Source organism: Kitasatospora sp. NPDC028055 (assembly GCF_040637885.1).
GTDB lineage: Bacteria > Actinomycetota > Actinomycetes > Streptomycetales > Streptomycetaceae > Kitasatospora.
In genome coordinates this window covers 29901-56182 of sequence record NZ_JBEZXE010000035.1, presented here as the reverse complement: position 1 = coordinate 56182, position 26282 = coordinate 29901, and the positions used below count along the sequence as shown (strand labels likewise).

The window sequence follows — 26282 nt, the reverse complement described above, 5'->3', positions numbered from 1 at the left end:
GACGGCGGGTGGTCAGCCGCTCGCCAGGGTGTCGAGGTGGCGGCGCAGCACCGCGCGCAGTTCGTCCGGGCCGACCAGGTCGGGGTGCTGGACGGCTTGCAGGGTGAGGCCGTCCAGCAGGGCGGAGAGCCGGCGGGTCTCGACGTCGAGGTCGAGGCCGGGGGTCAGGCCACCGGCGCGTTCGATCTCGACCAGGACATGCCGGACCAGCGCGTCCAGGCCGGTCTGCAACTCGGCGGCGCGGGGCCGTAGTTCGGGCCGGGTGCGGGCAGCTGTGACGAAGGAGAGCCAGAGCGCGGACTCCTCCCGGCGCTCGGCGTCCAGCGGGAGGGTCTCGGCGAGCAGCAGCACGGTCTGTTCGCGCCGGTCGGTGCCGGGAGGCTGATCCGGGTCGAGCAGGGTGCGGGCGTGGGTGCGGATGCGGGCGTCGATCCGGCGGGCCAGCTCCTGCATCGCGAAGATCATCAGCTCGGAGCTGCCGGCGAAGTAGTGCCGCACCGAGCCGATCGCGAGCCCCGCCTCGTCGGCGACGTTGCGCAGCGAGGCGTGCTCCAGGCCCTCCCTGGCCGCGACGCGCAGGACGGCGTTCGCGACGGCCTGGCGGCGTTCCACGGGGTCGACGATCTTCGGCATGTTGCCTTTATAGCACGGGCGAGCTAAATTGATGATTTAGCACGGTCAAGCTATAAAAATTCGGGGAGCAGGGATGAACAACTGGGTGCACGTGGGGCTGATCGCCGCCGTGGTGGTCGTGGTGGTGGTCAGGCGGCTGCGCGGCGAGCCGCTGAACCCCCGGGACCTGTTCGTGCCGCCGGGTGGTGCTCACCGGCATCGGCCTGTGGGTGCTGTGGCAGCGGCACGGCCTCGGGGTGGGGGACTACGTCTGGATCGGCGCCGGCGCCGTGCTCGGCACCGCGTTCGGGGCGGCCCGCGGCGCCACCATCCGGGTCCACGAGCGCGAGGGGGTGCTGTGGCAGCGCTATACCGGCTGGACCTTCCTGATGGCGGCGGTCTCGCTGGTGGCGATGGTGGGCTTCGCGATGCTCGCCGAGCGCAACGGCCTGGCCGCGGACGCCCGGCCGGTGCAGTTGTCGATCGGCGTCGGCTTCCTGGGGGAGGCGCTGGTGGTGGGCTACCGGGCGCTCTCCTCCGGGACCCCGTTCGCGCCCGAGCACAAGGACTCGGGCTCGTCACTCGGCCCGGATCGATCGAGGCGGTAACGTTGGTTGTCGAAATCGCGAGCGGTAACTAAAGTTGTCATCATGGCTGCCGTAGAGATCACCCATGAGGAGCAGGCGGCGCTGGCCAAGGCCCTCCTCGATGCGCTCAACCCCCTCGCCGCCGCCGTGCGGTCCCGGACCACCGGGCTGCCCGAGCAGCGGATGTGGAACGCCGACCCGGCCGAGGTCGCCCTCTCCGTGCTCTCCGCCTGGAAGCTGGTGGACACCGAGGTCAAGCGGCTCACCGCGACCGCGGCCGCCACCGCCGGGTCCTACGGCGCCAGTTACGAACAACTCGGCGCCGCCTGGGGCATCACCCGGCAGGGCGCCCGGAAGAAGTGGCCGGAGGCCGTCAGTCGTCCGGCGACCCGACCGGGATCGCTCGAACTGTTCGGCGGCACCGCTGAGTTGCTGCGGGACGAGGCCGCTGGGGGCTGGCGCTGGACGGGGGTCGGTGCCGACGGGACGCGCGGTGAGGCGGCCACCGGCCACCCGACCCGGGAGGAGGCCGCGGCGCACGCCGGGGCCTTTCTCGCCGAGCACGCGTAGGCACTCAAAGGGCTCGGGCGATCAGCTCCGCCAGGTGCAGGGCCCGTCGGCCGTCCGCGAGTTGGGCGATCTGGGTGCGGCAGCTGAAACCGTCCGCCAGTACCACCGTCTCCGGCCCGGCGGCCCGGACCTCGGGCAGCAGGACGCGCTCGGCGATCGCCTGGGACACCTCGAAGTGCCCGCGTTCGAAGCCGAAGTTGCCCGCCAGCCCGCAGCAGCCGGAGTCCAACACCCGGTTGTCCAGGCCCAGTCGGGCCTCGACCCGGCGGTCGGCGGCGCTGCCGAGCACCGCGTGCTGGTGGCAGTGGGTCTGGGTGACGGCCTCCAGCCGGACCCGGGGGAGCGGCGCCTGCGGGGCGTACTCGTCGATGAACTCGGCGAAGGTGCGCGTCCGTTGGGAGAGTGGGCGGCCGTCGGCGCCGAGCAGCCGGGGCAGGTCCTCGCGCAGGGTGGCGGTGCAGCTGGGGTCCAGGCCGACCACGGGGGTGTCGGCCGGGAGCCCGGTGGCCGTCAGGGTCGCCAGGCTGCGCCGCAACACCCGGCGGGCGGTGCCGAGTTGGCCGGTGGAGTACCAGGTGAGGCCGCAGCACACCGGCCCGTCGGGCAGTCGGACGTCGAAGCCCAGGTGTTCCAGCACCTCGACGGCCGAGCGCAGCACGTCCGGCTGGAGGTGGTCGGAGAAGGTGTCCGGCCACAGCAGCACCGGCCGGGCGCCCGCCGGGGCGGGGTGGGCGGCGCGGTGGCGCCGGTACCACCGGGTGAAGGTCTCGGGCGGGAGGACCGGCAGCACCCGGCGCCGGTCGATCCCGCCGAGCCGTTTGAGCAGGGCGCCGGCCCGGGAGCGGGCCAGCGTGTTGGCGGCCGCGGGTGCCAGCGCGGCCGCGCGCAGCCACAGCGGCAGCCAGCCCATCGAGTAGTGGGAGAGCGGGCGGGGCCGGTGCCGGTAGTGCTGGTACAGGAACTCGGTCTTGTAGGTCGCCATGTCGACGTGCACCGGGCAGTCGCTGGCGCAGCCCTTGCAGCTCAGGCAGAGGTCCAGGGCCTCCCGCACCTCCGCCGAGCGCCAGCCGTCCGCGATGGCCTCGCCGCGCAGCATCTCGGCGAGCAGCCGGGCCCGGCCCCGGGTGGAGTGCCGCTCCTCGCCGGTGGCCATGTAGCTGGGGCACATCACCCCGGTGGTCGGGTCCACGCACTTGGCGACGCCCACGCAGCGGTGCACCGCCTTGGTGAGGCTGCCGCCGTCCTGCTCGTACGGCAGGGCCAGTGGCAGCGGGCGGCGCGGGGCGGTGACGAAGCGCAGGTCGGCGTCGAGCGGGCGGGGGTCGACCAGGGTGCCCGGGTTGAGCAGGTTCTCCGGGTCCCAGATCCGCTTGAACTCGCCGAACAGGTCGATGACTTCGGGTGGGTACATGCGCGGCAGCAGCTCGGACCGGGCCTGCCCGTCACCGTGCTCGCCGGAGAGCGAACCGCCGTACGAGACCGCCAGGTCGGCCGCCTGCTCCAGGAACTCCCGGAAGACCGGGGCCCCGTGCGGCCGGTCCAGTGGGAAGTCGATCCGCAGGTGCACGCAGCCGTCGCCGAAGTGCCCGTACGGCACGCCGTGCAGGCCGTGCCGGCGCAGCAGGGCGCGCAGGGCGCGCAGGTAGTCGCCGAGCCGCTCGGGCGGGACGGCGGAGTCCTCCCAGCCGGGCCAGGCCTCGCCGCCGCCGGGCAGTCGGGTGACGATCCCGGCGCCGGCCTCCCGGACGGCCCACAGCTGGCGCTGCTCGACCGGGTCGGTGACCAGGGCGACGGTGGCCGCGGGCTCCCGGCGCACCGCGTCGGCCAGTCGGCGGGCCGCCTGGTAGGCCTCCAGTGCGGTGGCGCCGCCGGTCTCCAGGAACAGCCAGCACCCGCCGGCGGGCAGCCGGTCCAGGGCGGGCGGGCGCGGGCCGGCGGCGAGCAGGGCGGCGATCAGGTCGGCGGCCATGCCCTCGGCGGTGAGCGGACCGTACGGCAGCAGCGCGGGGACGGCGTCGGCGGCGGCGCCCTCGTCGGGGTAGCCGGCCAGCACCAGGGCGCGGGCCGGCGGGTCCTCGACCAGCCGGACGGTGGCGTCCAGCAGCAGTGCGCAGGTGCCCTCGGTGCCGGTCAGCGCCCGGGCCAGGTGGTGGCCGTGTTCGGGCAGCAGGGCGTCCAGTGGGTAGCCGGAGGTGCGGCGGGGCAGCTGTGGCATGCCCTGCCGGATGACGGCCAGGTTGCGGTCGGTGAACTCCTGGAGTTCGCGGTGCAGTTGGCCCGCCCGGCCGGGCAGTTGCGGCAGCGCCGCGCGCTCGGCGGCGGTGAGCCGCCCGCCGACGGTGAGTTCGGTGCCGTCGGCGAGCAGCAGCTCCAGCCGCTCCACGTTGTCGGCGGTGCGGCCCCAGGCGAGCGAGTGGGAGCCGCAGGAGTCGTTGCCGATCATGCCGCCGAGGGTGCAGCGGCTGTGCGTGGACGGGTCCGGGCCGAAGCGCAGCCCGTACGGCCGGACGGCGCGCTGGAGGTCGTCCAGCACGGTGCCGGGCTGGACGCGCGCGGTGCGGGCCTCGGCGTCGACCTCCAGCACCGCGCCGAGGTGGCGGCGGAAGTCCAGCACCACCGCGCCCGGGCCGATCGCCTGCCCGCCGATGCTCGTCCCGGCCCCGCGGGCCACCACCGGCACACCGTACTGCCGGCACAGCGCCAGCGCGGTGCGCACGTCGTCCAGGTCGGCGGGCTTGACCACCCCGAGCGGCAGGTGCCGGTAGTTGGAGGCGTCGTGGCTGTACACCGTGCGCTCGGCGGCGCCGAAGCGGACCTCCCCGCGCAGCACGGCGGCCAGTTCACGGGCCAGTTCGGCCCCGGGGACGGCGGACGGACGGCTCACCAGGGCCTCCCAGGAAGTGGACTCCGCCGATGATCGCAGCCGGGCCGCCGCACCGGTACCGGGCACGACGGGGGTACCGCCGACGGGGTGTCATGTGGCAGTCTCGGCAGTCATGATCGACGACTCCGTGGACCTCGCCGGCCCCGACGCCTACCTCGCCCGGCTGCCGATCGGCGAGCCCCAGGGCGTGTCTGACAATTCGCGTCGGATCAGCGTGCGGCGTTGGGGTGCGTGCATCGCAAGGCGGAGGAGGGAGTCCCTGCGGTGGGGGCACCTCCCGGCCGAAGGCTGGGGGCCATCGGCGACTGACGACAACGCGGCGAGGTGCGCTTGTGCCCTGGGGGTACCTCCCGGCCGAAGGCTGGGGGAGCGTCGCGCGCCCGGCGGGAATTGTCAGACACGCCCCAGGCCGTCCCCGCCGACGGCGCGCCGTCCTGGGAGATCTTCCCGTACGACGGCGAGCTGACCGTACGGGAGCTGCGCGCGCCCGAACTGCCCGAGCCGCCGCGCCACGGCGAGGAGGGGCCGGAGCACTGCCGGGAGTGCGCCCGCCCGGACTCCGACTTCCTCTGGACCGACGAGCACTGGCGCCTCGGCGGCGCCGACGTGCCGAGCGGCCTGCCCGTCACCCTGCTGCTGTGGCCCCGGGCCCACCACGACCTGCTGGACCTGCCGGTCGAGCTGTCCGCCGGGCTCGGCCCGATGCTCCAGCGCGTCGAGCGGGCCGTGCTGTCGCTCGGCGGCATCGGCCGGTCCACGTGAACCGCTGGGGCGACGGCGCCGCGCACCTGCACCTGTGGCTGATCGCCCGGCCCGAGGGCATGCGGCAGCTGCGCGGCTCCACCCTGCCGCTGTGGATGGACGTGCTGCCGCCGCTGCCCGCCGAGCTGTGGGCCGAGCGGGCCCGTCGGATCGCCGCCGCGATGGCCGCCGGGGGCGGAACCGCGCACGCCGGCTGAGCTACTTGCGGCCGGTGAGGGTGCCGCGGGCGATGTGGGAGAGCTTGGCGACCTCGAAGGCCGGGTAGGCGCCGCCGGCCAGCAGGGAGAACTTGATGCCCTCACGGCCGGCCGGCTTGCGGTGGCCGGGCGGCTGGAAGCGGCGGTGGTGCTCGGCGGCGCGGTGGAAGAACTGGGGGCGTTCGGCGCGGGAGACGCAGCCGGCGAGGTCGAAGACGAACAGGTAGTGCCGGATCATCCGGACGAACAGGGCGTCGCGGACCGCGTAAAGGTGGGGCTGGTCCTCCAGCAGGGCGAAGCTGCGCTCGTACTGCTCGAAGAGGTCGAACACGCTGCTGCCCGGCCCGCCGGCCGGGTGGACGGTCTCCCGGCGGCGCAGCTGGACGCACTCGCGGGCCAGGACGGCGGCCTTGCGGGCGCCGAGCAGCGCCGCGTGCACCACCGGGATCTCCTCGTAGCGGCCGTTGGGGAAGGCGAGCCCGAGCTCCTCCCAGTGGCCGCGGCGGATCAGCCGGTCCCAGATCAGCGGGGGTGCGCCGAACAGCTCGGGCCGGTCGAAGGGGGCGAAGGGCTCGGGGCCGGCCTCGGCGAGCAGGGCCTCGGCGCCGCCCGGCCAGTCGCGGTCGTTGTGGCGGCGGGAGTGGCCGAACAACAGGACGTCGACCGGGCCGGTCTGCCGGAGCCGGTCGGCGAGCGCCTGGAGGGCGTCCCGGGGCAGCAGATGGTCGGCGTCGAGGAACAGCAGGTGCTCGCCGGTGGCCCGCGCCGCGCCCGCGTTCCGGCTCACCCCGACCCCGACGGCCGCGTTCAGGTGCAGCACCGACACCCGGGGGTGCCGGGCCGCGTAGGCGTCGGCCAGCCCGCCCGCGGTCTCGGGGGAGCGGTCGGCGACCACGATCACCTCGACGTCGGCCAGGGTCTGGGCGAGCAGCGAGTCCAGGCAGTCGGCGAGCTGTCCGTGCTGGTCGTAGGCGGGGAGCACGACGCTGATCAGGGGTGAGGGCATGACGCCGGAGCGTAAGAGGGCGCGCGAACCGTGGCAAAGGGCTGACGGTGCGTAATTGCGAGCAATCAGTGGCAAATCGTACGAGCGTACGCCATATCTTCACGCCGCCTTCCGGACGCGTCCACGCCAGGTGGCGACAGGCCGGGCAGGACGCGCGCCGGGCCCGCGACGCGGGGTGCGTCGCGGGCCCGGGGCGGGTACGGCGGAGGGCAGGGCCGGGTCGGCCTATACCTTCCGCAACAAGCTTTAGTACCAGTGGTGGCTCTGCCAGAACGCCCAGGCGCCGCACGGGCTGCCGTAGCGCGAGTTCATGTAGTCCAGGCCCCACTTGATCTGGGTGGCCGGGTTGGTCTTCCAGTCGGAGCCGGCCGAGGCCATCTTGCTGCCCGGCAGCGCCTGGACCAGGCCGTAGGCGCCGGAGGAGGCGTTGACGGCCATCGGGTTCCAGCTGCTCTCGCGGGCCACGATGTTGCTGAAGCACTGCAGCTGGCCGGCGGGCACGATCTGGGCGGCGATCTGCTGCGGGGTGCCGGTCGGGGCGGCGAGGCTCTGGCGCTGCTGCGAGCGGGAGGCGGCGGCGTCGGCCTGGGCCTTCGCGTCCGCCTGGGCCTTCGCGTCGGCTGCGGCCTGCGCCTGGGCGTCGGCCTGGGCCTTGGCGTCCGCCTCGGCCTTCGTCTGGGCCTCCTGGGCCGCCTGGGCGTCCTGCTGGGCAGCGGCAGCGGTGTCGGCCTGCGCCTGGTCGGCCACCGGCTTGCCGTCCACCGAGACGGCGGCCGCGGGGGCGGCGGCCTCGGCGGTGTTCCCGGCCTGCGGGATGGCGAGCGCGGCGGTGGCGGCGCTCGCGACCACGAGGGTGGCGATGCCGGTGATCAGGGAGTTGCGGCGGGCATGGCTGAGCTGCATGGAGCGGGCGGTCCTTTTCCGTCGGGGGCCGTGCCGGGGCACTGGGCGCGGGGCATCGCACGGGCTCCGGGTGAGCGGGGCCCGCGCGGCCGTCCGGGACGGCCGTGGCGCCCCGGCCGAGAGCGGCGGGGCGGGCGGGCTGCGCACGGCGGACGGGGCCGGCCGGCGCTGCCTGGCGACGGGCCATTCTTGGCAGGGCCGGGGACGGGTGGCAAAGGGGCTCGCTACTACGACGAGTAGTGGCCGGGCGGGCGGTTGCCAGCCGGTGTGTCGGTGTGTTTGTGGCGCTTTGTCCGGTTTGGGTGTTCGGGGGTCGAGGGCTGGGGTGCCGACGGAAGGCGGGGCCGGAAGGCTCCATGGCCTGGGTTCTTCGGGGCGGACCCGGCGGCCGGGCGGGCGGTCGGGGTGCGGCGTTCGGTGCCCGGGGCGGTACGGGCGGAGCGCGACAACTATCCAGGACCGTAGATGCGAAACCCCCTGTGGGCGGGCTCACACGTTCGTGGTGCCGACATCGACGCAGCGTGACCGACCGGTTGCCGATCGCCGGTCGGGCGGCGGGCGACCGGCCAGCCCGGCCTCGTCCGCGCCCGGCCTCGTCCGCGCATGCACTCGTCCGCGGATGAACTCGTCCGGGCACGCACTCGTCCGGGCATGGAACGGCACCGGGCCCGGGAGCCTCCGCAACGGCTCCCGGGCCCGGCGTTCCCGCGCGGGGGCGGACGGGTTCAGGACCCCGCCGCCACCGCCGCCCGTCGGCGCCGGCGGCCCACCACGGCCGAGGCGCCGAGCACGATCGCCGCGGCCACCAGCGACAGGTACATCTGCTTGCGTCCGTCGCTGTCGGTGAACATGTACGCCACGACGAAGCCGATCATGCCGATGGCCACCCAGGTGAGATAGGGGTACAGCCACATCCGGACGGTGTGCCGCTCGGGCATCTCACGCTCGATGATCTTGCGCATCCGCAGCTGGGTCGCGCAGATCACCAGCCAGACGAACAGCGCGACCGCCCCGGAGGAGTTCAGCAGGAAGGCGAACACGGTGTTCGGCGAGGTGTAGTTGAAGAAGACCGCGATGAAGCCGAAGACCACCGAGGAGAGGATGGCCACCATCGGCACGCCGCGCGAGTTCACCGTGGCGAAGACCTTCGGGGCGTCGCCGCGCTGGCCGAGCGAGAAGGCCATCCGGGAGGCGGTGTACATCCCGGAGTTGAGGCAGGAGAGCACCGCCGTCAGCACGATCACGTCCATCACCTGGCCCGCGTGCGGGATGCCCACGTGGTCGAGGACGGCCACGTACGGGCTGTCCTTCACCGCGGCGGAGTCCCACGGCAGCAGGGTGACCACCAGCAGGATCGAGCCCAGGTAGAAGATCCCGATCCGCCAGATCACGCTGTTGGTGGCCTTGCTGACCGCCTTCTCCGGGTCCTCCGACTCGCCGGCCGCCAGGGTGACGATCTCGCTGCCCATGAAGGCGAAGACGACCGTGAGCATGCCGGTGAACACCGCGCCCACGCCGTGCGGCAGGAAGCCGCCGTGGCCGGTCAGGTTGCTGGCGCCGACCGCGTGGGTGTCCGGCAGCACGCCGAAGACGGCGAGGGTGCCGATCACCAGGAACGCGGCGATCGCCACCACCTTGATCCCGGCGAACCAGAACTCGAACTCGCCGTAGGAGGCGACCGAGAACAGGTTGGTGGAGGTCAGCACCGCCATCACGATCAGGGCCCAGCCCCACTGCGGCACGCCCGGCACCCAGTGGTTGAGGATCTTGGCGCCGGCCGTCGCCTCGACGGCGAGCACCACGACCCAGAAGAACCAGTACAGCCAGCCGATGGTGAAGCCGGCCCAGCGGCCCAGCGCGCGGTCCGCGTACGCCGAGAACGAGCCGCTCTGCGGGTCGGCCGCCGCCATCTCGCCGAGCATCCGCATCACCAGCACCACCAGCACGCCGGCCAGGGTGTAGGAGAGCAGGATGCCGGGACCGGTGGAGGCGATGCCCGCGCCGGAGCCGACGAACAGGCCGGCGCCGATCACGCCGCCGATCGCGATCATCGACAGGTGTCGGTTCTTGAGCCCGGCCTTCAGGTGGCCGTCGCCGCCGTGTCCGACCGGGCCGAGCTGGTGGGGGACCTGGGTGGTGTCCGCCGCCTGCTTGGTGGTGTCCGCACTCATGGAGGGTGCCTTCTGCCTTTCCAGCGCGGCATGACCCTCGGCTCGTCGTGCCGAAAGGTGGGGGACAGACCCGCGCATTGCGGTGCAACCTAACTTCTACGCCCGGGTATCGGAACAGCCGAGAGATAACTGTTCGCTCACCGGACACAAAAGGCCAGGTCAGAGCGGGTGGAGAAGTGGCGGGAAAGCCTCAAATCTGACGCAGCGTCACCCTGGCGGGAACCCGCCAGGGCCCTGCCGGAGCAAGTGGCCGATCCGGCCGATCGCGCGCACAGTGGGAACCATGCAGACCACCTGGAAGGGGACGATCAGCTTCGGACTGGTCAGCATCCCCGTCCACCTCTACTCCGCGACCCAGGAGCACGACGTCCCGCTGCACCAGGTGCACGCCAAGGACGGCGGACGGGTGCGGATGAAGCGGTACTGCGAACGGGAGGAGAAGGAGGTCCCGTACGCGGAGATCGCCAAGGGGTACGAGTCGCCCGACGGCCGGACGGTCACGCTCAGCGACGAGGACCTCGCCGACCTGCCGCTGCCCAGCAAGAAGATCATCGACGTGCTGGCCTTCGTGGACGCCACCGAGATCGACCCGCTGATGTTCTCCAAGGCCTACTACGTGGGCGTCGCCGACAAGGCCGCCGCCAAGCCGTACGCCCTGCTGCGCGACGCGCTGGTGGAGTCCGGGCAGATCGCCGTCACCAAGATCGCGCTGCGCACCCGGGAGTCGCCCGCGGTGCTGCGGGTGCACGACGGGACGCTGGTGCTCCAGACCTGCATCTGGCCCGACGAGGTCCGCCCGGCGGCCGGGATCGCGCCGGAGGAGGACGTCACGGTGCGGCCGCAGGAGCTCAAGATGGCGCGGTCGCTGATGGACACCCTCTCCGAGGACTTCGACCTCTCCCAGCTGCACGACGACTACCAGCAGGCGCTCCAGCAGGTGATCACCGCCCGGCTGGAGGGCGTCGAGCTCCCGCACGAGGAGGAGCCCGGCGAGGCGCCGGACAACGTGATCGACCTGATGGAGGCGCTGCGCAGCAGCCTCAAGCGGGCCAAGGGCGGCCGGGCGTCGGCGGCCACGGCCGAGGAGGAACCGGCGGAGGAGGAACCGGCCGAGGAGGAGCCGGCGCCCCGCAAGCGCGCCGCCGCGAAGCGGACGACCACCGCGACGAAGACCGCCACCGCGACGAAGACCGCGACGAAGTCCGCCACGGCGAAGAAGACCGCCGCCGGCGGGAAGGCCGCGGGCACCGGCAAGGCCACCACGGCGAAGAAGACCACCACCCGCAAGTCCGCGGCTCCGCGCAAGGCCTCCTGACCGCGCGGGCCGGCCCCTCCCCCTCACCCAGCACCGGAGGCGATCCCGAATGGACCTGCTCACCTACAAGGAACTCGAAACCGGGCCCGAGGCCCCGAAGAACCCGAGCCTGGGCCACCGGGCCTGGCGCTGGCTGCTCAGCCTCAGCCCCACCGTGGTGACCTTCATGGTCGCGCTCTCGATCGGCCTGCTCATGGTCGAGGTCCAGACGGAGTGGGACCCGATGATCGGGCTGATGGCCTTCTTCTGGCTGCTGACCTTCATCGCGCTGGTCGGCATGGTCGCCCGCTGGGCGACGCCCGGCCGGGGCAGGCATCGCACGGTGGCCTGACCCGACCGGCCCGAGACCGAGCCCGCGCCCGAGCCCGCACCCGCGCCCGGACCCGCACCGGAGGCGTCGCGGCTCCGGGAGGGATCAGCCGATCCACACCGTGGTGACGTTGCAGAACTCCCGGATGCCGTGCCCGGACAGCTCCCGCCCGAAGCCGGAGCGCTTGACCCCGCCGAAGGGCAGCGCCGGGTGGGAGGCGGTCATGCCGTTGAAGAACACCCCGCCGGCCTGGATGTCGCGGACGAAGCGCTCCTGCTCACCCGGGTCGGTGGTCCAGACGTTGGAACTGAGCCCGAAGGGCGTGTCGTTGGCGAGCGCCACCGCCTCGTCCAGGTCGGCGACCCGGTAGACGGTGGCGACCGGGCCGAAGGTCTCCTCCTGGTGGATCCGCATCGCCGGGGTGATGCCGGTCAGCACGGTCGGCTCGTAGAACCAGCCGGTGTCCCAGCCCATCGGGCGGTTGCCGCCGCACTCGACCCGGGCGCCGTGGGTACGGGCGTCCTCGACCAGTTCCTCCAGGTCGTCCCGGCCCTGGCGACTGGCCAGCGGGCCGACGTCGGTGGCCTCGTCCATCGGGTCGCCGATCCGCAGTGCGCGCATCGCCTCGGTGAAGGCGGCGGTGAAGCGGTCGTAGACGTCGGTGTGCACGATGAAGCGCTTGGCGGCGATGCAGGACTGGCCGTTGTTCTGCACCCGGGCCCGGATCGCGGTGGCGACCGCGGCGTCCAGGTCGGCGCTCGGCAGGACCACGTACGGGTCGCTGCCGCCCAGCTCCAGTACCGACTTCTTCACCTCGTCCGCGGCGGCGGCCGCGACCGCCCGCCCGGCCGGCTCGCTGCCGGTGAGGGTGACGGCGGCGACCCGGCTGTCCCGGACCACGCCCTCGACCGCGCCCGAGCCGATCAGCAGGGTCTGGAAGCAGCCCTCGGGGAAGCCGGCCCGGCGGAACAGCTCCTCGATCGCGAGCGCCGTGCGCGGCACGTTGGAGGCGTGCTTGAGCAGGCCGACGTTGCCCGCCATCAGGGCCGGCGCGGCGAAGCGGATCACCTGCCAGAACGGGAAGTTCCACGGCATCACGGCGAGCACCGGGCCGAGCGGGCGGTAGCGGACATACGCCCGGGAGGCGCCGCTGTCGGCCACGTCGGCGGGGGCCGGGTGCTCGTCGGCGAGCAGCGCCTCGGCGTGGTCGGCGTACCAGCGCATCGCCTTGGCGCACTTGGCGGCCTCGGCCCGGGCGGCGGCGAGCGGCTTGCCCATCTCCTCGGTCATGGTGCGGGCGAGCGCGTCCTGGTCCTGGTCCAGCAGGTCCGCCGCCCGGTGCATCAGCTCGGCGCGGACGGTGAACGGGGTGCTGCGGTAGCTGTGGAAGGCGGCTTCGGCGCGGGCCAACCGCTGCTCGATCCCGGCCGCGTCGAGCGGTTCGAAGGTCTGGATGATCTCCCCGGTCGCGGGGTTGACGCTGGCGATGGGCATGCGGGGCTCCCAATGGGGGTCGGGTCCGGTGCTCTGCCCTCACACCCTCCCCGACGCCCCGCCCCGGGGCGAGCCACCGCCGCCCGGCGTGTCCCGCCGGGTGCCGGCGGGTGCCGGCGGGTGTCACTCGGGCAGCGACTCCACGCGGGCGGCCGCCTCCCGGGCCCGGGCTCCGGCCCTGGTCCGGGCCGCGGTCACCTGGCGGAGCGGGAAGCGGTGCAGGTACTCGGCCTCCAGCTGGCCGGTCCGCAGGGTGTGCCGTTTCAGCGCCTCCTCCGAGCCGTACAGGAAGGTCTCGTGGCGGGTGCGGTGCAGTTGCTCCAGCTCGTGCAGCAGGGTGTCGTTGCCCAGTGCGTGCGGGGAGATGCCCGCGGGTCGGATGTGCGGGTCGTCGGCGTGCTGCATCGCGGTGCCTCCTCGGCGGAAGTCCCCTTCCTCCAGGGTGCCCGCCGACCGCCGCCGGTGCACGCGATCGTCCGGGGCGAACCGGATGGACAAGGGGAATTGTAGAAGCGGAATTGCAAAAGAGCTGTCGTACAAGAGCTCTTTTGGATACCCTCCCGGCATGAACGAGACGACGGACGAACCGCGCGGCGCCCGGGAGATCCAGGACTCCCGGGTGCTCGCCGCCCTCACCCACCCGCTGCGCCGCCGGTTGATCGACCTGCTCAAGGTCGACGGCCCGGCCACCGTCGGGAGGCTGGCCGAGCGCACCGGGCAGGCGGTGGGCAATGTCAGCCACCACCTCAAGGTGCTGGCCGAGAGCGGACTGATCGAGGAGGCGGCCGAGCTCGCCCGGGACCGGCGGGAGCGCTGGTGGCGGCTGGCCGACCGCGAACTCAGCTGGACCAGGGCCGACTTCGACGGCGACCCGGTCACCGAGGCGGTCGCCGAGGCGGCCGGATCGATCCTGCTGGAGCGCCAGGTCGAGCTGGTCCGCGAGTGGTCCGCGCGACGCGGCGGGTACGGCCCCGACTGGCGGGACGGCTGCTCGGTGGCCACCCAGGCCTGGCTGCGGCTCACCCCCGAGGAGGCCCGGGAGCTGGCCGCCGACCTGCACGAGGTGATCCAGAAGTGGGCGCGGCGGCCGGTGCCCGAGGACGGGCGGGAGCGCGAGACCGTCCTGGCCTTCGCCCACAGCGTCCCGGCGCGGCCGTGACCGCCACTCTCGCCCGGTCCGCCGCGGGCCCCGAACTCCGTTCGCGCTGGGGCCTGTTCGCCCAACGGGACTTCCGGCTGCTGTGGGCCGGGCAGACCGTCAGCCGACTGGGCAGCAGCGTCACCACCGTCGCGCTGCCGCTGGTCGCGGTGCTCACCCTGGGGGCCGGGCCGCTCGCCGCGGGCCTGCTGACCAGCGCGATCTGGCTGCCCTGGCTGCTGTTCGGCCTGCCGGCCGGGGTCTGGGTCGGCCGGGCGCCCCGGCGGAGCGTGATGATCGCCTGCAACCTCGGCTCCGCGGTGCTCCTCGCCAGCGTGCCGGTGGCGGGGTGGCTCGGCGTCCTCACCCTGGCGCAGCTGCTGGCCGTGGCCTTCCTCGGCGGGGTCTGCTCGGTGTTCTTCGACGCCGCCGACCAGGCGTACCTGCCCGAGCTGGTGGCCCCGGCGGACCTGATCGAGGCCAATGCCAAGCTCCAGGGCAGCGGTTCGGCGGCCGAGGTCGCGGGCCGCGGGCTGGCCGGGCTGGCCGTCCAACTCGTCGGCGCGGCAGCCGGGTTGCTCATCGACGCGGTGAGCTTCCTGATCGCGGCCGGCACCCTGCTGCGGATCCGCGCCCGGCCGGAGCCGGCGGATCGGGCGGAGAGCATGGAGCCGGCGGAGCAGGCGGAGCGGGCGGGCCTGCGCCGGCAGGTCCGCGAGGGGCTGTCCTTCCTGCTGCGCGACCCCTACCTGCGCGCCTTCCTCTGCTTCGGCGCGGCCGCGAACTTCGCGCTCATGGGCTACCAGGCGATCCTGGCGCTGTTCCTGGTCCGGGAGGCCGGGATCGCTCCCGGCTGGGTCGGCGCGCTCGCCTCCGCCGCCGCGGTCGGCGGGGTGCTCGGCGCGGCGGCGGCCCGCCCGCTGTGCGGCCGGCTGGGTACGGCCCGCGCGGTGCGGACCGTACTGCTCGGCGCCGTCCCGCTCGGGCTGCTGATGCCGCTGGCCGGGCCGGGGCTCGGCACGGCGCTGTACGTCCTCGGCGCGCTCGGGGTGGTCGCGGCCGTGGTGTTCTGCAACGTCGTGCTCGGCAGCTTCCGGCAGTCCTACACCCCGCCCGGGCTGCTCACCCGGGTGGCGGCCGGTTCGATGTTCGCCGTCCACGCCACCATCCCGCTCGGCGCCCTGGCCGGCGGCGCGCTGGGCGAGGCGATCGGCCTGCGGCCCACCATGTGGGTGATGACCGGCCTGCTCGTGGTGGCCGGTGCGCTGCCGCTGTTCTCGCCGCTGCGCACCCTCCGGGAGCTGCCCACGGCGCCCCCGAAGATCGGGGAGATCATAGGATGAATTCCGTATCTTCACGTCCAATCCCCGACAGCTCGGACAGATCGCACATGCCGCTTCCCAAGGCCGAACTCCACCTGCACATCGAAGGCACCCTCGAACCCGAGCTCGCCTTCGCCCTCGCCGCCCGCAACTCCGTCGACCTGCCGTACGCCGACACGGAGGACCTGCGGAAGGCGTACTCGTTCAGCGACCTCCAGTCCTTCCTCGACCTCTACTACGCGCTGATGGCCGTGCTGCGCACCGAGCAGGACTTCGCCGACCTCGCGGACGCCTACCTGGCCCGGGCCGCCGAACAGGGCGTGCGGCACGCGGAGATCTTCTTCGACCCCCAGGCGCACACCGCGCGCGGGGTGCCGCTCGGCGTGGTCGTGGACGGGCTGACCAGGGCGCTGTCGCGCAGCGAGCAGCGGTACGGCATCAGCACCCAGCTGATCATGTGCTTCCTGCGCGACGAGTCCGCCGACTCCGCCCTGGAGACCTTCGAGGCCGCTCGCCCGTACTTCGACCGGATCGCCGGCATCGGCCTGGACTCGGCCGAGGTCGGCAACCCGCCGGCGAAGTTCCGCGAGGTCTACCGCCGGGCCTCCGAGGCCGGGCTGCGCCGGGTCGCCCACGCGGGTGAGGAGGGCCCGGCCTCGTACATCACCGAGGCGCTGGACGTCCTCGGCGTGGAGCGGATCGACCACGGCCTGCGCTGCCTGGAGGACGGCGAACTCGTCGCCCGACTGGCCCGCGAGCAGATCCCGCTCACCCTCTGCCCGCTCTCCAACGTCCGGCTGCGCTGCATCGACACCCTCGCCGACCACCCGCTGCGGGAGATGCTGGACGCCGGCCTGTTGGTCACCGTCAACTCCGACGACCCGGCCTACTTCGGCGGCTACGTCGAGGACAACTTCCGCGCCGTCCGGCAGGCCCTGGCCCTCGACCAGGAGACCCTGCGCCGGCTGGCCGCCAACTCCTTCCGGGCCTCCTTCATCGACGACCGCCGCCGGGCCGAACTCCTCGCCGAGGTCGAGCGGTTCACCTTCGACCCGATCGACGGCTGAGTGGCGATCCGGGCAAACCCCTGATCCGGACGGGCTGGTCTCACTAGCCTGTCCGGGTGACCACTCCGCCGCCGGAGCACCCGGCCCAGTTCGGTCTGCTGGACCTGGCCGTCGACCTCTCCGTCCCGCAGGTGTACTCGGGCACGGACTTCACGGTCTACCTGCACGTCAAGAACCCGTTCTCGGTGCCGGTGTGGCTCGACGCGGTCGAGCTGAGCCTGCCGACCCAGCTGGAGTGGCGGGCGCCGGAGCCTCCCGCGAAAGCGCCGGAGGCCGCGGCCCCGGTGGTCCCGGAGGAGGAGCTCGAACGGTTGAGGGCCACCCTCCTGGACCTCCGGAGCCGGAGGCGGCGAGCGGTGCAGCGCCTGTCGCCGCAGCTGCCATCCGAGGAACGGCTGGCGGTCGAGGACGAGATCGCGGCGCTGGACGAGGCGATCGCGCGCCACCAGGCACGCCTCGACGGTGCCGATGACCAGCTCAACCTCCACGCCTACGGCAACTCGACGGTGTTCCTGCACGGGCGGGCCGGGCAGACCAACGTCCACGCCTACGACCAGACGACCCTGACCATGTACCTGAACCGGCCGGCCGAGCAGGAGCGCGTCCCACTGATCGGCTCACTCCCGCAGGGGGCGGCGCTGGAACCCGGGTCGACCGATGTGTGGACCATCCGCCTGGGCACCGGCCGCAGCCCGTTCTTCGTCCCGGCCAGCTACCGCCTGCAGTTCACCGTCGTCTACGGGCTGACCCCGCGCCAGGACACCGCACCGCCGCCCGGGGCGGAGCGCCGCAGGGTGCTCTCCAACACCACCGCGCTGACCGTCCCGCTCAAGGCCGCCCTGTGGAACGTGATGACCGGCGGGGTCACCGGCGGCCTGGTCGGCAGCGTCGCCCGCTCGCTCCAGGAGGCGCAGAGCCTCGGCGCGCTGGTCGAGCAGCACCTGGGGACGGCGATCGGCTCCCTCGTGCTGGCAGTCATCCTCAGCGGCGCGGCGATCGTGTTCGCCGCGCGGAAGTCGGAGGCGCCGTCCTTCGTCACGGTCGAGGACTTCTGGGGCGGCGTGCTGGTGGGCTTCCTGGTCGGCTACTCGGGCACCGCCGCGTTCGCCCAGCTCACCGGGGTGCCCAAGTAGCCTCGCGGTCCCGGGCGTCAGATCAGGGTGCTCCAGTAGTACCAGAACCGGTTGAGCACCAGCAGTGCGATCACCGCGTACCAGAGCGCCGGGACGACCCAGTGGTAGCGCACGGCCTCCCGCACCACCGTCCGCATCCTCGGCCCGACCGGGATCACCCCGGACCGCAGGTTGTGCAGGGTGGTGTACCAGAACAGCGGGATCATCGCGGCCCAGACCACCATGCAGTACGGGCAGAGCGCGTTGATCCGGTACAGCGCCTGGTACATCAGCCAGGTCACGAAGCCGATCCCGAAGACCGTTCCGGCCTGGAGGCCGAGCCAGAACCAGCGCCGGAACGACGCCCCGGCCAGCAGCCCGGCGCCGATCGCGATCACCACCCCGAAGGCGACCAGGCCGATCAGCGAGTTGGGGAAGCCGAAGGCCTCCGCCTGGTCGCTGCGCATGACCGAGCCGCAGCTGATGATCGGGTTGATGTTGCAGCTGGGGACGTACGACGGGTCCTTGAGCAGCCGGATCTTGTCCAGGGTGAGGACGGCCGAGGCGAACAGGCCGACCGCGCCGCCGAGCAGGAGCAGCCAGGCGAAGGGGCGGCTCGCGCCGAAGGTCCGGGTGGCGGGGGCGGGTGCGGCCGGGGCGGGCTTGGCGGGGGCGGGCGTGGGTGCGGAGTGGGTCACCCGGTCACCTGCTTGACCAGGGCGGTGAACTGCTCGGGCGAGACGGCCTTGCCGTTGGTCAGGACGTCCAGCTTCCTGCCGTCGAGCTTGACGGTCGGGGTGCCGGTGACGTCGCTGTTGTTGAACTCCTCGTTCACCTTGGCCGCCCACGGCGCGTAGGTGCCCTCCTGGACGGCCTTCACGAAGCCGTCGGTCTTGAGGCCGGGCACCTGGCCGGCCAGGTCCAGGAGGTGGTTGACGTCGCCGAAGTCGTCGCTGCGCTCGTCGGGCTGGTGGGCGTACAGCACGTCGTGGAAGGCCTTGAACTTGTCCACGCCCTCGTTCAGCGCGGCGCCGGCGGCGGCCAGTGCGGTGCGCGAGCCCTTGCCGCCGAGGTTCTTGTCCAGGAACGTCGCGAGGTGGTACTCGATCTTGTAGCTGCCGTTGTCGGCGAGCTGCTGGATCGTCTTGCCGGTGGTCGTCTCCAACTGCTCGCAGAACGGGCAGCGGAAGTCCTCGTAGATCTCCAGGGTGTGCGGCGCGTCGGCCTTGCCGTAGGTGATCACGGTGCCGTCGGTGCCGGTCGCGTTGGCGGGGACGACCAGCGGGCCGTCGGCCCCGGCCGTCGAGGAGGAACCGGAGGAGCCGCCGACGGCGAAGGCGACGCCGGCCGCGAGGGCGAGCACGGCGACGGAGGCGCCGCCGACCACCACCCGGCGGCGGATCCGGTCGGCGCGCTGGGCCTGGGCGCGGGCCTCGCGCATGCGCTCGGTGGCGTTGGTCTTTCGGTCGGTCTTACGGGTGTTGCTCATGGGGTGTCGTCCTGTGCTCTCGGGCGTACGGAAGGGCGGCGCGACCGGGCAGACCGGGTCGGCGCGGGGCGAGAGAGGACCGCTGGGCGAAGGGGGGGGCTCAGGTGCTCAGGTGCTCAGGCGTTGAGGCGCAGAGGTGCTGAGGTGCTCAGGCGTTGAGGTGCTGAGGCGCTGAGGTGCAGGGGTGCTCAGACGGTCAGGGCGAACACCGGCGGACCGCGCCGGACGGCCGGGCGCACCACCACGTCCTCGGCCGGGACCAGCACGCGGCTGGCCCGGGGGAAGGGCACCCGGATCACCGGACGGGCCGGGACGGGCGCGGCCAGCAGCCGCAGCCAGCGGGCGGCGGCGGGGAGGTGCCGGTGCAGGAACTCGCCCAGCATCCGGAGGGCCCGGGTGAGGCCGCTCAGCGCGGCGTCCGCGCGGCGCAGCCAGAAGGCCCCGGCCAGGGCGATCACGGTGTGCAGGAGGAGCAGCAGGACGACGCCCGTCTGCTCGGACACGCCGTGGCCGAGCAGGAACCCGCCGAGCGAGCCACCGCCGCAGAGCAGTGGGCGCAGGCCATCTCCGGCGTCGGGCGGCAGGGACGGGCAGGAGCGCTGGGCCAGGTCGAACAGGGCGCTGACGCCGAGCTGCAGGGGGAGGAACGCCGCCGCGATCGCCGGGTAGCCGCGTTCGCGGCCGGCCAGGGCGAAGGCCAGGACGAAGACGGCGGCCGAGGCCAGGCCCATCGTCCCGAGCGGCAGCGTACGGCCGGTGACCAGCACCTGGCCGAGCCCGGCGAGCAGCACGACCAGCGCGGCGAAGACCGCCGCGCGGAGCGTCCTGGTGACCGGGCCGATGTCCATGGCATCCGAGTCTGCCACAGGTTGAAACTGGAACGGCCCTGCTGAGCTGGGCTTATGTGGTTCTTACGGGGTGTGGGGGTGGCCGTTGGGGAGGGAGGTGGGGGCGCCGTCGGGGTGGGTGTCGTTGGTGTGCACCCGGGCTTCGAGCAGGTCCCGGAAGTGTTCGAGGTCCCCGCGTACCGTGCGTTCGATCGCTCCGGCCTGGGCGAAGCCGCGGGGGCCGCCGAACTCCTGGTGCACGGCCTCCGGGTCGTACTCCACCCGGATCTGCAGGCGGGTGTGCCGGGGGTCCAGGGGCAGCAGGGCGAAGGCGCCCCTCAGGTGGACGGAGTCCAGGGTCCGCCAGGCCATCACCCGGCCCCGGCCGCGGTCGGTGATCTCGGTGTCCAGGGACCGTTCGGTGTCGCCGACCCGGACTCCTAGGTGGGCGAGGTTGCGGCCGTGGGGGTGGGCGGTGCGGACTCCGTCGAGGAAGCGGGGGTACTCGTGGACGCGGTGCAGTTGCTCCCAGGCGGCGAGGACGGGGGCGGCGATGTCGATCTGTTCCTCAAGGGTGGTCATGGGGGGGCCTCCGGAACCAGCCTGCGCCTGGTTGGGGGGTGGGGCAAAGGGGGCCGCTGCGCGGGGCTGGGGTGGGGGTGTGGGCTTTCGGGAGGGTGGGTGACGCCGGGGGCGGTTCCGGGGGTGGGCGCTCCGGGGGCTGGGTGATTTTCCGACCGCCGACTCTCATCGATGAGTGCTGGGCGCCGTTGGCGGTCTGAAAATCACCCGTCACGCCCCTCTCCGCACCCACCCCCTCCACCGCCCCCTCCCGCAGCGCGTCCCTCTCGCCTGGGGTGGGTGGGGAGGTGGGTGGGTGGTGGGGGTGGGTGGGTTGGTGTGGGGGTGGGTTGGTGCGGGGTGGGGTGGGGTTTTGGTGCGGGGGGTGGGTGCCGGGGTGGGGGCGGGTGGTGGGAAGGTGGCGGGGGTTTGAAGGGGAGTGGGGGCGACGGTGGGCGGACGGTTGGTGGGTGCGGTGGTGGCCGGGGTGTTGGTTGTGGGGGGTGGGGTGGCCTCGCCGGCTTCGGCTGTGCCGGTGGTGCGGCCTACGGCGTCGGCGGGGGTGGGGGTCGGGCGGGGGCATTCGGTGCGGACCGGGTTGAGGGCGCATCAGATCACCGAGCACTCCGCCGCTGTTTCGCGGCACAAGCGGAAGGTGCGGCGCAGTGTGGTCGGGCGGGCGCTCGATGCGGCGTTCGGGTGGGTCGCCCTCGTCGTGGTGGGGGTGCTGGTGGCTGTGGTGGTGCTGGTGTACGTGCTCAGGCGTCGGCGGCAGGTGGGTTGAGGGCCCGTAGGGCGGCGTCGACCAGGCGGTCGGCGTGCTCGTGGGTGAGCGGGCCGAGCCGGTACTGCCAGCGGTAGTAGATCGGGCCGTAGAGCAGTTCGACGGCGAGGTCGAGGTCAGCGTGGGGGGCGAGTTGGCCGGCCTCGCGGGCGGTGCGGAGGCGGTCGCGGGTGACCTCCAGCAGGGGGTCCAGCAGGCGGGTGCGGTACTCGGCGTGCAGCGCCGGGTCGTTGAGGATCTCGGCGATGATGGCGCGGTAGGAGCGGTCGGCGCCCGGGTCGGTGAGTTCGTCGCTGGTGGGGCGCAGGACGGCGCGTAGGTCGGCGGCGAGGTCGCCGGTGTCGGGGAGCGCCAGGCCGCCCTCGTGCTGGTTGACGGCCAGGAAGGCGTCGAAGACGACGGCCCCCTTCGAGGGCCACCACCGGTAGATGGTCTGCTTGCCGACGCCGGCCCGGGCGGCGATCGCCTCGATGGTCAGCTTGCCGTAGCCGATCTCGGCGATGAGTTCGATGGTGGCGGCGAGGACGGCGGCGCGGGCGCGCTCGCTGCGGCGGGCGGGGTCGGGGGCGGTTCTGGAGGCCATGGAAAAAGTCTAGGCGAGATGGCGAGACGAGACGTATTGTCTTGGAAGCGAGACGGGACGTCTCGTCTTGTTCTTTGGAGGTGACTGTGAACCGCCCTGCACACATCCTGATGGTCTCCGTCCCGGCGCACGGACACGTCAATCCCAGCCTCGCGGTGATCACCGAGCTGGTCGCCCGGGGGCACCGGGTCAGCTATGTCAACGACCCGTCCTTCCGCGGGATCGTCGAGTCCACCGGCGCGGAGTTCGTCCCCTATCCGAGTGCGTTGCCGCTCGCGGACGACCCGGCCGGCTGGCCGGATGAGCCGGTGGCGATCCAGGACGTGTTCCTGGACGACACGCTGGCGATGTGGCCCGTGCTGCTGGAGGCGTTCGAGGGCGACCGGCCCGACCTGGTGCTCTACGACATCGCGGGCTTCGCCGGGCGGGCGTTCGGCGAGCGGCTGGGGGTGCCGGTGGTGCAGCTGTCCCCCTGCTTCGTCGGCTGGGACGACATCGAGGGGGACCTGGCCGAGGTCTTCGAGGCGATCCGCAACGGCCCCGGCGGCCCCGAGCACTACCGCCGGTTCGGTGAGTGGCTGGCCGGGGCCGGCGCGGTGGAGCGTGATGTGGAGGCCTTCAAGAACCGCCCCGAGCGGTGCATCGCGCTCGTCCCGCGTGCGCTCCAGCCCCATGCGGACCGGGTCGACGAGCGGCGGTTCAGCTTCGTCGGCCCCTGCTTCGGCGACCGCTCCCACCAGGGGCGGTGGGAGCGCCCGGCGGATGCCGAGAAGGTGCTGCTGGTCTCGCTGGGCTCGGCCTTCACCGATCGGCCGGCCTTCTACCGGGCCTGCGTCGAGGCCTTCGGCGACCTGCCCGGCTGGCACGTCGTGCTCCAGGTCGGCAAGCACACCGACCTGGCGGAGTTGGGGGACGTGCCGGACACCGTGGAGGTGCACCGGTGGGTGCCGCAGCTGTCGGTGCTCGCCCAGGCGGACGCCTTCGTCACCCACGCGGGCATGGGCGGCTCCAGCGAGGGGCTGTTCCACGCCCTGCCGATGATCGCGGTGCCGCAGGCCGTCGACCAGTTCGCCAACGCGGACGCGCTGGTGGCTCTCGGCGTCGCCCGTCGGCTGGACACCGAGGAGGCCACCGCGGCGGCGTTGCGGGCTGCGCTGATGGAGCTGGTCGGGGATCCGGCGGTGGGTGAGCGGCTGGCGGTGCTGGCCGCCGCGGCTCGGGCCGAGGGGGGTACGGCGCGGGCGGTGGACCTGATCGAGGCCGAGTTGAAGGGGTAGGGCGGCCCCCGGGCGTGCGGTCGGGATCGGGACGGCGGAGAATCCGGATGGCGAGCAGCTGTTGTCATATCTTCATTCACCTGGTGTGATTGTGTATATGGATATGCACAGTGCTGTGGCCCCCGACGCTCCGCTGGTCCAGGTCGGCAAGGCCGACGTCAGTGCGGAGGACGTGCTGGCCGTCGCCCGGGGCAACGCCCGGGTCGAGATCGGCCCCGACGCGCTCGCCGAGATGGCGGCCGCCCGCGCCCGGATCGACGCCCTCGCGGCCGAGCCGCGCCCCGTCTACGGTGTGTCGACCGGCTTCGGCGCCCTCGCCGTCCGGCACATCAGCCCCGAGCTGCGCGCCCAGCTGCAGCGCTCGCTGGTGCGCTCGCACGCCGCCGGGATGGGCCCGACGGTCGAGCGCGAGGTGGTCCGCGCGCTGATGTTCCTGCGGATGAAGACCCTGGCCTCCGGCCGTACCGGCGTCCGCCCGCTGGTCGCGCAGACCATGGCCGCCCTGCTCAACGCGGGCATCACCCCCGTGGTCCGCGAGTTCGGCTCGCTCGGCTGCTCCGGCGACCTCGCGCCGCTGTCGCACTGCGCCCTGGTGCTGATGGGCGAGGGCACCGCCACCGGCCCGGACGGCGAGGAGAAGCCGGTCGCCGAGCTGCTCGCCGCCGCCGGGATCGAGCCGGTCGAGCTGCTGGAGAAGGAGGGCCTGGCCCTCATCAACGGCACCGACGGCATGCTCGGCATGCTGGTGATGGCCATCGCCGACCTCCAGCGGCTGTTCACCACCGCCGACATCACCGCCGCGATGACCCTGGAGGCGCTGCTCGGCACCGACAAGGTGCTCGCCCCCGAACTGCACGCCCCGATCCGCCCCCACCCGGGCCAGGCGCTCAGCGCCGCCAACATGCTCGCCGTGCTCAAGGGCTCCGGCCTCACCGGCCACCACCAGGACGACGCGCCGCGGGTCCAGGACGCCTACTCGATCCGCTGCGCCCCGCAGGTCGCCGGGGCCGGCCGGGACACCCTGGCGCACGCCCAGCTGGTCGCCTCGCGCGAGCTCGCCGCCTCGGTGGACAACCCGGTGGTGCTGCCGGACGGCCGGGTGGAGTCCAACGGCAACTTCCACGGCGCTCCGGTCGCCTACGTGCTGGACTTCCTCGCCATCGCCGCCGCCGACCTCGGCTCGATCTCCGAGCGCCGCACCGACCGGCTGCTCGACAAGGCCCGCTCGCACGGCCTGCCGGCCTTCCTGGCCGACGACCCGGGCGTGGACTCCGGCCTGATGATCGCCCAGTACACCCAGGCGGCGCTGGTCAGCGAGAACAAGCGGCTCGCCGTCCCGGCCTCGGTCGACTCGATCCCGTCCTCCGCGATGCAGGAGGACCACGTGTCGATGGGCTGGTCGGCCGCCCGCAAGCTGCGCCAGGCCGTCGACAACCTCGGCCGGATCCTGGCCGTCGAACTGACCGCCTCGGCCCGCGCGCTGGAGATCCGTCAGCAGGCCGACTCGGCCGGCCGGATCGCCCCGGCCACCGCGGCCGCGATGGCCGCCGCCCGCGAGGCGGGGGTCGGCGGGGCGGGCCGGGACCGCTTCCTCTCGCCGGACCTGGAGGCCGCCGCCGCGCTGGTCGCCTCCGGGGACCTGGTGCGGGCGGTGGAGCGGGTCACCGGTCCGCTGGCCTGAGGTGTCCCGGGAGCGGGGCGGCCGGGGTTCAGTCCCAGTCGTCCCGCGACCGGCGGCCGTCCCGCTCGTCCCGGTCGCGGCGGTTGCTCAGCGCAGCCGCGAAGTTGACCCCGACGATGCCCGCCCAGCAGGCCAGCAGCCCGGCGAAGCCGCCGCTGGTGGGGTTGCTGGCGATCGCGGTCAGCGGGATGCCGAGGGCCAGCGAGATCACCGCCAGCCGGTTGCCGGGCCGGCCGGGTGCCCAGCCGCGGCGCGCGCGGTCCCGGTCCCGGCCGCGGTAGCCGGGCTCGTAGCCCTCGGCGTCCATCCGCGCGGCCACCGAGCGCTCCACCCGGGCGTCCAGGCGGGCGTCGAGGCGCTTCATGAAGGAGTCGAGGAGCGCGTCCTCGTAGTCCTTGCCGAGCTCCTTGCGGGCCTGCAGGGTGGCGTCGAGGTCGCGCCGCAGTTCGTCCTGGCGAGTGTCCATGCCAGTAGCGTGGCGCCGCCGCCCGGCCCGGTCCATCCGTTCGCGGGGGGAATCCGGGCGGGCTCAGGGAGAAATCAGGGTTACCCCGAGGCCGTGCCCAGGACGTCCGCTCTTCGGCGTGTGCCGTCCGGGGCCCCGTCCGAACCGTGGGACGTCTCATGAGGCGTCCCGTCGTACGAGACGTCTTTGCCAGCGGCGGCGCTCTGCTGCACAGTCGTCGTCCGAACCGCACGCATCCGGAGGTACCGCTGATGACCGCCACCGACGAGGCCGGCACCGTCGGCCCCTCCGCCCGGCTGCTCCAGCTGTTCGAGGGCCACCGGCTGACCCCCACCCAGCGGCGGATCGCCCACTCGCTGGTCCGGCACGCCAACGAGGCCCCGTTCCTGTCCAGCGTCGAGGTCGCCGAACTCGCCGGGGTCAGCCAGCCCTCCGTCACCCGCTTCGCCGTCGCCCTCGGGTACGACGGCTACCCGGCGCTGCGCAAGCAGCTGCGTGAACTCGGCGCCGGCGAGCCCGCCGCGCCCGAGACCCCGGACGACGCGGTGCGCAACGAACACCAGCAGGCCGTCCTCGCCGAGATCGCCCACCTGCGCCACCTCGCCGAGCTGCTCGCCGACCCCGAACCGATCACCCGGGCCGCCCGGCTGCTCGCCGCCTCCCGCCCGCTGCCGGTACTCGGCCTGCGGGCCGCCTCGGCCCAGGCGCGCGGCTTCGCGTACTTCGCGGCCAAGGTGCACCCGGACATCCGGCTGCTGGACGAGGGCGGCAGCATGCTCGCCGACCGGCTGGAACAGGCCACCGCGGCGGGCGCCACCGCGCTGCTCTGCTTCGCGCTGCCGCGCTACCCGCGGGAGTTGATGGACGCCCTGGTGGTGGCCCGGGACTGCGGGCTGACCGTGCTCACCGTCGCGGACAGCGCCTTCTCGCCGGTCGCCAAGCTCTCCGACCTGATGCTGCCGGCCGCCGTGGGCACCGGGCTGGTCTTCGACACTGCCTGCGCGCCGATGATGCTCGGCCGGGTGCTGCTGCAGAGCATGTGCGACGAACTCCCGGGCGCGGAGGCCAGGTTGGAGGCGATCGAGCAGTCCGCGGCGGCCCGGGGCCTGTTCCTGGAGTAGGGACAGGTTGGAGTAGGGACAGGCTGGTACAGGCGGGGCCCGG

At 73.4% G+C, this 26282-nt stretch carries 26 protein-coding genes; 13 read left to right on the top strand and 13 right to left on the bottom strand.

All coding sequences use genetic code 11. The annotated features are described in order from the left end of the window. Window positions 1-12: 12 nt before the first annotated feature. Entirely contained in the window at window positions 13-633 is a 621-nt protein-coding gene (locus AB0F71_RS28410) for a TetR family transcriptional regulator C-terminal domain-containing protein (RefSeq protein ID WP_360239781.1), read from the bottom strand. Between the two features lie 182 nt (window positions 634-815). Between AB0F71_RS28410 and AB0F71_RS28405 the strand changes: the two genes are divergently transcribed. Together AB0F71_RS28405 and AB0F71_RS28400 are read left to right on the top strand one after the other, a co-directional pair. Next, window positions 816-1220: a DUF1453 domain-containing protein gene (locus AB0F71_RS28405; RefSeq protein ID WP_360239778.1), complete on the top strand. Its 405-nt coding sequence runs from the start codon at window positions 816-818 to the stop codon at window positions 1218-1220. Window positions 1221-1262: 42 nt separating this feature from the next. Then, window positions 1263-1769 (top strand): hypothetical protein, encoded by a 507-nt coding sequence (locus tag AB0F71_RS28400; protein WP_360239775.1) that lies wholly within the window; start codon window positions 1263-1265, stop codon window positions 1767-1769. 4 nt (window positions 1770-1773) lie between these two features. Here the strand turns inward: AB0F71_RS28400 and AB0F71_RS28395 are convergent, their stop codons facing one another. Beyond that, the gene (locus AB0F71_RS28395; RefSeq protein WP_360239772.1) at window positions 1774-4653 is read right to left on the bottom strand and encodes an FAD-binding and (Fe-S)-binding domain-containing protein; all 2880 of its coding nucleotides are present in this window, start codon (window positions 4651-4653) and stop codon (window positions 1774-1776) included. Window positions 4654-5043: 390 nt separating this feature from the next. Between AB0F71_RS28395 and AB0F71_RS28390 the strand changes: the two genes are divergently transcribed. Both AB0F71_RS28390 and AB0F71_RS28385 read left to right on the top strand, forming a co-directional pair. After that, a complete protein-coding gene (locus tag AB0F71_RS28390; protein WP_360239769.1) occupies window positions 5044-5415 on the top strand; it encodes a hypothetical protein in 372 nt (123 codons plus the stop codon). Further along, window positions 5412-5612, top strand: a complete 201-nt coding sequence (locus AB0F71_RS28385; RefSeq protein WP_360239766.1) for a hypothetical protein — start codon at window positions 5412-5414, stop codon at window positions 5610-5612. Before AB0F71_RS28390 ends, AB0F71_RS28385 begins: the two co-directional genes overlap by 4 nt. Window position 5613: 1 nt before the next feature. On the opposite strand, the gene AB0F71_RS28380 is transcribed toward AB0F71_RS28385, so the two are convergent. The 3 genes from AB0F71_RS28380 to AB0F71_RS28370 form a co-directional block, all read right to left on the bottom strand. Continuing rightward, entirely contained in the window at window positions 5614-6618 is a 1005-nt protein-coding gene (locus AB0F71_RS28380; RefSeq protein ID WP_360239763.1) for a glycosyltransferase family 2 protein, read from the bottom strand. 246 nt (window positions 6619-6864) lie between these two features. Next, entirely contained in the window at window positions 6865-7521 is a 657-nt protein-coding gene (locus tag AB0F71_RS28375) for a transglycosylase SLT domain-containing protein (RefSeq protein ID WP_360239760.1), read from the bottom strand. Between the two features lie 725 nt (window positions 7522-8246). After that, window positions 8247-9572 (bottom strand): amino acid permease, encoded by a 1326-nt coding sequence (locus AB0F71_RS28370; RefSeq protein ID WP_360239918.1) that lies wholly within the window; start codon window positions 9570-9572, stop codon window positions 8247-8249. A gap of 403 nt (window positions 9573-9975) precedes the next feature. On the opposite strand from AB0F71_RS28370, the gene AB0F71_RS28365 reads away from it, so the two are divergent. Both AB0F71_RS28365 and AB0F71_RS28360 read left to right on the top strand, forming a co-directional pair. Continuing rightward, window positions 9976-11007 (top strand): Ku protein, encoded by a 1032-nt coding sequence (locus AB0F71_RS28365; RefSeq protein ID WP_360239757.1) that lies wholly within the window; start codon window positions 9976-9978, stop codon window positions 11005-11007. A 49-nt stretch (window positions 11008-11056) separates the two neighbouring features. Beyond that, the gene (locus AB0F71_RS28360; protein ID WP_360239754.1) at window positions 11057-11338 is read left to right on the top strand and encodes a hypothetical protein; all 282 of its coding nucleotides are present in this window, start codon (window positions 11057-11059) and stop codon (window positions 11336-11338) included. An 84-nt stretch (window positions 11339-11422) separates the two neighbouring features. Here AB0F71_RS28360 and AB0F71_RS28355 read toward each other — a convergent pair whose 3' ends face one another. Beyond that, the gene (locus AB0F71_RS28355) at window positions 11423-12811 is read right to left on the bottom strand and encodes an NADP-dependent succinic semialdehyde dehydrogenase (protein WP_360239751.1); all 1389 of its coding nucleotides are present in this window, start codon (window positions 12809-12811) and stop codon (window positions 11423-11425) included. A gap of 123 nt (window positions 12812-12934) precedes the next feature. Beyond that, window positions 12935-13216, bottom strand: a complete 282-nt coding sequence (locus AB0F71_RS28350) for a DUF6158 family protein (protein WP_360239748.1) — start codon at window positions 13214-13216, stop codon at window positions 12935-12937. A 160-nt stretch (window positions 13217-13376) separates the two neighbouring features. Here AB0F71_RS28350 and AB0F71_RS28345 point away from each other — a divergent pair, with 160 nt between their 5' ends. From AB0F71_RS28345 to AB0F71_RS28330, 4 genes are read left to right on the top strand one after another with little or no spacing between them, the layout of a single operon-like run. Continuing rightward, the gene (locus tag AB0F71_RS28345) at window positions 13377-13970 is read left to right on the top strand and encodes a metalloregulator ArsR/SmtB family transcription factor (protein WP_360239745.1); all 594 of its coding nucleotides are present in this window, start codon (window positions 13377-13379) and stop codon (window positions 13968-13970) included. Further along, the gene (locus AB0F71_RS28340) at window positions 13967-15292 is read left to right on the top strand and encodes an MFS transporter (RefSeq protein ID WP_360239742.1); all 1326 of its coding nucleotides are present in this window, start codon (window positions 13967-13969) and stop codon (window positions 15290-15292) included. The genes AB0F71_RS28345 and AB0F71_RS28340 overlap by 4 nt, the downstream gene beginning before the upstream one ends. Window positions 15293-15339: 47 nt before the next feature. After that, complete coding sequence (locus AB0F71_RS28335) at window positions 15340-16338, top strand: adenosine deaminase (protein ID WP_360239739.1); 999 nt, start codon at window positions 15340-15342, stop codon at window positions 16336-16338. A gap of 56 nt (window positions 16339-16394) precedes the next feature. Then, window positions 16395-17471, top strand: coding sequence for a hypothetical protein (locus tag AB0F71_RS28330; protein WP_360239736.1), 1077 nt, complete (start codon window positions 16395-16397; stop codon window positions 17469-17471). A 17-nt stretch (window positions 17472-17488) separates the two neighbouring features. On the opposite strand, the gene AB0F71_RS28325 is transcribed toward AB0F71_RS28330, so the two are convergent. The 5 genes from AB0F71_RS28325 to AB0F71_RS28305 all read right to left on the bottom strand — a co-directional run bounded on the left by AB0F71_RS28325 (window position 17489) and on the right by AB0F71_RS28305 (window position 21694). Next, entirely contained in the window at window positions 17489-18049 is a 561-nt protein-coding gene (locus AB0F71_RS28325) for a vitamin K epoxide reductase family protein (RefSeq protein WP_360239915.1), read from the bottom strand. A gap of 95 nt (window positions 18050-18144) precedes the next feature. Then, window positions 18145-18939, bottom strand: coding sequence for a thioredoxin domain-containing protein (locus tag AB0F71_RS28320; protein ID WP_360239733.1), 795 nt, complete (start codon window positions 18937-18939; stop codon window positions 18145-18147). Between the two features lie 188 nt (window positions 18940-19127). Beyond that, window positions 19128-19787 carry a hypothetical protein gene (locus tag AB0F71_RS28315; RefSeq protein WP_360239730.1) on the bottom strand — a complete coding sequence of 220 codons (660 nt, stop codon included), beginning with the start codon at window positions 19785-19787 and terminating at the stop codon, window positions 19128-19130. Between the two features lie 63 nt (window positions 19788-19850). Next, a complete protein-coding gene (locus AB0F71_RS28310) occupies window positions 19851-20348 on the bottom strand; it encodes an SRPBCC family protein (RefSeq protein WP_360239727.1) in 498 nt (165 codons plus the stop codon). Between the two features lie 737 nt (window positions 20349-21085). Then, entirely contained in the window at window positions 21086-21694 is a 609-nt protein-coding gene (locus AB0F71_RS28305) for a TetR/AcrR family transcriptional regulator (protein ID WP_360239724.1), read from the bottom strand. Between the two features lie 110 nt (window positions 21695-21804). Between AB0F71_RS28305 and AB0F71_RS28300 the strand changes: the two genes are divergently transcribed. Together AB0F71_RS28300 and hutH are read left to right on the top strand one after the other, a co-directional pair. Beyond that, entirely contained in the window at window positions 21805-22971 is a 1167-nt protein-coding gene (locus AB0F71_RS28300) for a macrolide family glycosyltransferase (RefSeq protein WP_360239912.1), read from the top strand. A 97-nt stretch (window positions 22972-23068) separates the two neighbouring features. Then, the gene (gene hutH / locus AB0F71_RS28295) at window positions 23069-24652 is read left to right on the top strand and encodes a histidine ammonia-lyase (protein WP_360239721.1); all 1584 of its coding nucleotides are present in this window, start codon (window positions 23069-23071) and stop codon (window positions 24650-24652) included. A gap of 28 nt (window positions 24653-24680) precedes the next feature. Here the strand turns inward: hutH and AB0F71_RS28290 are convergent, their stop codons facing one another. Beyond that, window positions 24681-25118, bottom strand: a complete 438-nt coding sequence (locus AB0F71_RS28290) for a hypothetical protein (protein WP_360239718.1) — start codon at window positions 25116-25118, stop codon at window positions 24681-24683. Window positions 25119-25369: 251 nt separating this feature from the next. On the opposite strand from AB0F71_RS28290, the gene AB0F71_RS28285 reads away from it, so the two are divergent. Continuing rightward, window positions 25370-26239: a MurR/RpiR family transcriptional regulator gene (locus AB0F71_RS28285; RefSeq protein ID WP_360239715.1), complete on the top strand. Its 870-nt coding sequence runs from the start codon at window positions 25370-25372 to the stop codon at window positions 26237-26239. Window positions 26240-26282: the final 43 nt, after the last annotated feature.

Excerpts from the sequence above, each read along its gene's own strand:
- AB0F71_RS28300 (WP_360239912.1), top strand. The coding sequence starts at position 21,805 with ATGGTCTCCGTCCCGGCGCACGGACACGTCAATCCCAGCCTCGCGGTG.
- AB0F71_RS28305 (WP_360239724.1), bottom strand. The coding sequence starts at position 21,694 with ATGGCCTCCAGAACCGCCCCCGACCCCGCCCGCCGCAGCGAGCGCGCC.
- AB0F71_RS28375 (WP_360239760.1), bottom strand. The coding sequence starts at position 7,521 with ATGCAGCTCAGCCATGCCCGCCGCAACTCCCTGATCACCGGCATCGCC.
- AB0F71_RS28335 (WP_360239739.1), top strand. The coding sequence starts at position 15,340 with ATGCCGCTTCCCAAGGCCGAACTCCACCTGCACATCGAAGGCACCCTC.
- AB0F71_RS28370 (WP_360239918.1), bottom strand. The coding sequence starts at position 9,572 with ATGATCGCGATCGGCGGCGTGATCGGCGCCGGCCTGTTCGTCGGCTCC.
- AB0F71_RS28350 (WP_360239748.1), bottom strand. The coding sequence starts at position 13,216 with ATGCAGCACGCCGACGACCCGCACATCCGACCCGCGGGCATCTCCCCG.
- AB0F71_RS28380 (WP_360239763.1), bottom strand. The coding sequence starts at position 6,618 with ATGCCCTCACCCCTGATCAGCGTCGTGCTCCCCGCCTACGACCAGCAC.
- AB0F71_RS28315 (WP_360239730.1), bottom strand. The coding sequence starts at position 19,787 with ATGGACATCGGCCCGGTCACCAGGACGCTCCGCGCGGCGGTCTTCGCC.
- AB0F71_RS28410 (WP_360239781.1), bottom strand. The coding sequence starts at position 633 with ATGCCGAAGATCGTCGACCCCGTGGAACGCCGCCAGGCCGTCGCGAAC.
- AB0F71_RS28345 (WP_360239745.1), top strand. The coding sequence starts at position 13,377 with ATGAACGAGACGACGGACGAACCGCGCGGCGCCCGGGAGATCCAGGAC.
- hutH (WP_360239721.1), top strand. The coding sequence starts at position 23,069 with ATGGATATGCACAGTGCTGTGGCCCCCGACGCTCCGCTGGTCCAGGTC.
- AB0F71_RS28310 (WP_360239727.1), bottom strand. The coding sequence starts at position 20,348 with ATGACCACCCTTGAGGAACAGATCGACATCGCCGCCCCCGTCCTCGCC.
- AB0F71_RS28365 (WP_360239757.1), top strand. The coding sequence starts at position 9,976 with ATGCAGACCACCTGGAAGGGGACGATCAGCTTCGGACTGGTCAGCATC.
- AB0F71_RS28290 (WP_360239718.1), bottom strand. The coding sequence starts at position 25,118 with ATGGACACTCGCCAGGACGAACTGCGGCGCGACCTCGACGCCACCCTG.
- AB0F71_RS28355 (WP_360239751.1), bottom strand. The coding sequence starts at position 12,811 with ATGCCCATCGCCAGCGTCAACCCCGCGACCGGGGAGATCATCCAGACC.
- AB0F71_RS28400 (WP_360239775.1), top strand. The coding sequence starts at position 1,263 with ATGGCTGCCGTAGAGATCACCCATGAGGAGCAGGCGGCGCTGGCCAAG.
- AB0F71_RS28285 (WP_360239715.1), top strand. The coding sequence starts at position 25,370 with ATGACCGCCACCGACGAGGCCGGCACCGTCGGCCCCTCCGCCCGGCTG.
- AB0F71_RS28360 (WP_360239754.1), top strand. The coding sequence starts at position 11,057 with ATGGACCTGCTCACCTACAAGGAACTCGAAACCGGGCCCGAGGCCCCG.
- AB0F71_RS28320 (WP_360239733.1), bottom strand. The coding sequence starts at position 18,939 with ATGAGCAACACCCGTAAGACCGACCGAAAGACCAACGCCACCGAGCGC.